Below are 3845 nucleotides of genomic sequence, written 5' to 3'. Positions count from 1 at the left end.
TATCTATATTATATAAAACTACATAATATAGATAAATAATTAAACAATAAATACTACTTTAATAAAGAATCTACTACTTCATATGCTTTTTCTACTGCTGTTTTAATGTTTTCTGGATTCTTACCACCAGCTTGCGCCATATCTGGTCTTCCTCCACCACCGCCTCCAACAATAGAAGCTACTTCTTTAATTATCTTTCCACAATGAACACCTTTATCTAATACATCCTTAGTAGACATAGCTATTAAATTAACCTTACCACCTACATTACTAAATAGTATTACAACACCACTTGATAATTTGTTTCTAACCTTATCACCAAGATCTCTTAAAGCATTTCCATCTATTCCTTCAACTCCATAAGAAGCTACTTTAACACCCTTTATTTCTTTTGCTGAAGCTAATATTTCATCTTCTACTCCTGAAGCTAACTTACCCTTAAGCTCTGTAATTTCTTTTTCCTTTTCCTTAATTTCAGCACCTTGAGATACAATCTTTTTAACTACATCTTTTTCGCTACACTTTAATGCTGTGCAAGCTTCTTTTAGTAATCTTTGCTTATCTTCAAGATATTTTATAGCATTTATTCCAGTAACAGCTTCTATTCTTCTAATCCCTGCTGCAACCCCTGCTTCTGAAATTATTTTAAATAAACCAATTTCACCAGCATTATTAACATGAGTACCACCACATAATTCCTTAGAGAATCCTCCAACACTTACAACTCTAACCTTATCGCCATACTTATCATCAAATAATGCCATAGCACCTGATTCCTTAGCTTCATCTAAAGTCATTAAATCAGTATCTACATTAAATACTTCCATAATTTTTGCGTTAACTAAGTCTTCTAACTTTTGAATTTCTTCTTCAGTTAATGCCTTAAAGTGAGCAAAGTCAAATCTTAATCTTTCATCATCAACATAAGAACCTGCTTGATTAACATGCTTTCCTACAACTTGCTTTAAAGCTTCATGTAACATATGTGTTGCAGTGTGATTCTTAGCTATATAATTTCTTCTTAATAAATCTATCTTAAGTGTAGCTTCATCATTTACTTTAATAGTTCCTTCATTAACCTTAACATAGTGAATAGTTTTTCCACCTACATTTTTCTTAGTATCGTAAACGTAAGCTTCACCAGTAGATGTTTTTATAGTTCCCTTATCTCCTACTTGGCCTCCCATTTCAGCATAGAAAGGAGTTTTTTCAGTAACTATATAACCTTTTTCACCTTTTGATAATTCTGAAACAAAATCATTATTATTTGCTAAAACTACTATATTTGAATTAACTTCAATATTTGAATATCCAACAAACTCTGTATTTATAGAAGCATCTATCTTATTAATTGGACTTTCATCACTTCCCATATAAGATGATTCTCCTCTAGCACTTCTAGCTCTTTGTCTTTGTTCTTCCATTTCCTTCTTAAAAGCATCATGGTCTACTTTAAGTCCCTTTTCTTCTAAAATTTCTTCAGTTAATTCAATAGGGAATCCATAAGTGTCATATAATTTAAAGGCTTTTTCTCCCTTTAATACATCTTCATTTGAAGCTTTCATTTCTTCAATATAGTCATTTAAAATAACCATTCCTGAATCTATAGTTTCATTAAATCTTTCTTCTTCTAAAGAAACTATTTTTTCAATATACTCTTTATTTTCCTTTAATGCTGTGTATGCATCTCCGTAGTTTTCAACAACAGATTCAACTATTTCAGTTAAGAATAAACCTTTAATTCCAAGTAATCTTCCATGTCTAGCAGCTCTTCTTAAAAGTCTTCTAAGAACATATCCTCTTCCTTCATTACTTGGTTGAACTCCATCTGAAATAAGCATAGTTACAGACTTAACGTGATCTGTAATTATTCTAAGGGAAACATCCTTTGAAGGGTTTTCTCCATATTTAACATTAGAAAGTTCTGCTACTTTATTTAATATATTTTTTACTGTATCTATTTCAAATATATTATCTACACCTTGCATTATAGTAGCTATTCTTTCAAGTCCCATTCCTGTATCTATATTAGGATTTGCTAATCTATTGTAGTTACCTTCTTCATCCTTATCAAATTGAGTAAATACTAAGTTCCAGAATTCAACAACTCTATCTGCATCACTAGCCTTTACAAAGTCATCAACATTAGTAATAACTCCTTCACCTCTATCAAAGTGGATTTCAGTACAAGGCCCACATGGTCCAACCCCTATTTCCCAGAAGTTATCTTCTTTTCCAAGTCTAAATATTCTATTTGGATCTACATCTGTTTTTTTGCACCAAATATCAAAAGCTTCATCATCCTCTAAATAAATAGTAACATATAATTTATCCTTAGGTATTTGTAGAGTTTCAGTAATAAACTCCCAAGACCAAGGAATAATTTCTTCTTTAAAATAATCTCCAAAAGAAAAGTTACCAAGCATTTCAAAGAAAGTACCATGTCTTGATGTTTTACCTACATTTTCAATATCTCCAGTTCTGATACACTTTTGACATGTAGTAATTCTTTTTCTTGGTGGTTCTTGAAGACCCGTAAAATATGGCTTAAGCGGAGCCATACCTGCATTTATTAATAATAATGATTTATCATTTTTCGGAACTAGAGGAAAACTCTCTAATCTTAAATGATATTTGCTTTCAAAAAATTTTAAATAAGCTTCTCTAAGCTCATTAGTTCCTATAAACTTCATATTCTTACCTCCATTTTATCTTTGTTAATATATAAAAGGTGAGTTTAATTCCTAGAGAATAAAAAAAGTTTCCGCCCCTCCAAAAAAGGGACGAAAACATAAATTCCGCGGTACCACCCTAATTATGCAAAATTAAAAACTTGCATCACTTAGTTAAAATAGCTCCAAGATAGCTTCAATATATTATATAAGAAGTTCTCACCATCCACTTCCTCTCTGAATATATAGGTTATATTTACTCATTCTCTTCACAGCTACATATTAAATTTTCTTATTTTCAATGAAATTATAGTTTATTTCTTAATATATGTCAATTATTTTGTTTTAAAATAAATAATCGTTAATATCCTCATAAATAACCTTTATTATTACACCAATGGGTACTGCAATTATCATACCTACAAATCCCCCTAATTTTTCTCCTATTAAAAGTAGTATTATTATCATTATAGGGTGCATATTAGTACTATCCCCTGTTATTTTAGGTGATAATATATTCCCTTCTATCTGCTGTATTAAAAACACAACTAATGCTGTTAATACAGCCTTCTTTTGTGAAGCAATTAATGCTACAAACACAGCAGGTATTCCACCGATTATAGGCCCAAAATAAGGTATTATATTAAGAACACCATTGAATATTCCAAGTGGTATAGCAAAATTGACGCCTAAAATAAGTAATGCTATACTAGTTATTACTCCTATAATTAAAGATAAAAATAACTGACTTACTATATATCTACTTAAAACTTTATCAATATGAGTTAAAACCTTTTTTGTTACTATTCTTTTTTCTGTAGGTAGTATAAGTAGTAATTTATTGAATAATAGTTCACCATCAACTAAAAAATAATAAGTAACAATAGGTATTATTGCTAAGGATATAATATTTTCGATTCCCTCTAAAATATTAGTTAAAAAACTCTCAGAAAAACTAACTAAAAAAGTATTTAGTTTTTCATTTATAATTACATATATATTTTTTAAGAATTCTATATCATTTATCTTGAGTCTTGAGTATAAGCCATCAATATAGTCATCTATATTACCAATAATATCAGTAATATTATTACTTTCTTTTAATATGCTTGGAATTAATATATATAGAAATATCCCAATAATTATAAATATCCCTAAAATAATAATTATAGA

The 3845-nt window shown here is 29.3% G+C and carries 2 protein-coding genes and 1 other annotated feature; both genes read right to left on the bottom strand.

Annotation, left to right across the window (positions count from 1 at the left end):
* Positions 1-53 precede the first annotated feature (53 nt).
* Positions 54-2693 carry an alanine--tRNA ligase gene (alaS, locus tag E6248_RS14275; RefSeq protein ID WP_316341450.1) on the bottom strand — a complete coding sequence of 880 codons (2640 nt, stop codon included), beginning with the start codon at positions 2691-2693 and terminating at the stop codon, positions 54-56.
* A gap of 83 nt (positions 2694-2776) precedes the next feature.
* Positions 2777-2954 (bottom strand) — a binding site (T-box leader).
* Between the two features lie 63 nt (positions 2955-3017).
* Positions 3018-3845, bottom strand: an 828-nt coding sequence (locus E6248_RS14270; RefSeq protein ID WP_316341449.1) for an AI-2E family transporter, incomplete at its 5' end; no start/stop codon positions are given.

Source organism: Clostridium sp. (assembly GCF_032552055.1).
Classification (GTDB): Bacteria; Bacillota; Clostridia; order Clostridiales; family Clostridiaceae; genus Clostridium.
The sequence above is the reverse complement of the archived record's forward strand: the minus strand, read 5'-3'. Positions and strand labels throughout refer to the sequence as shown.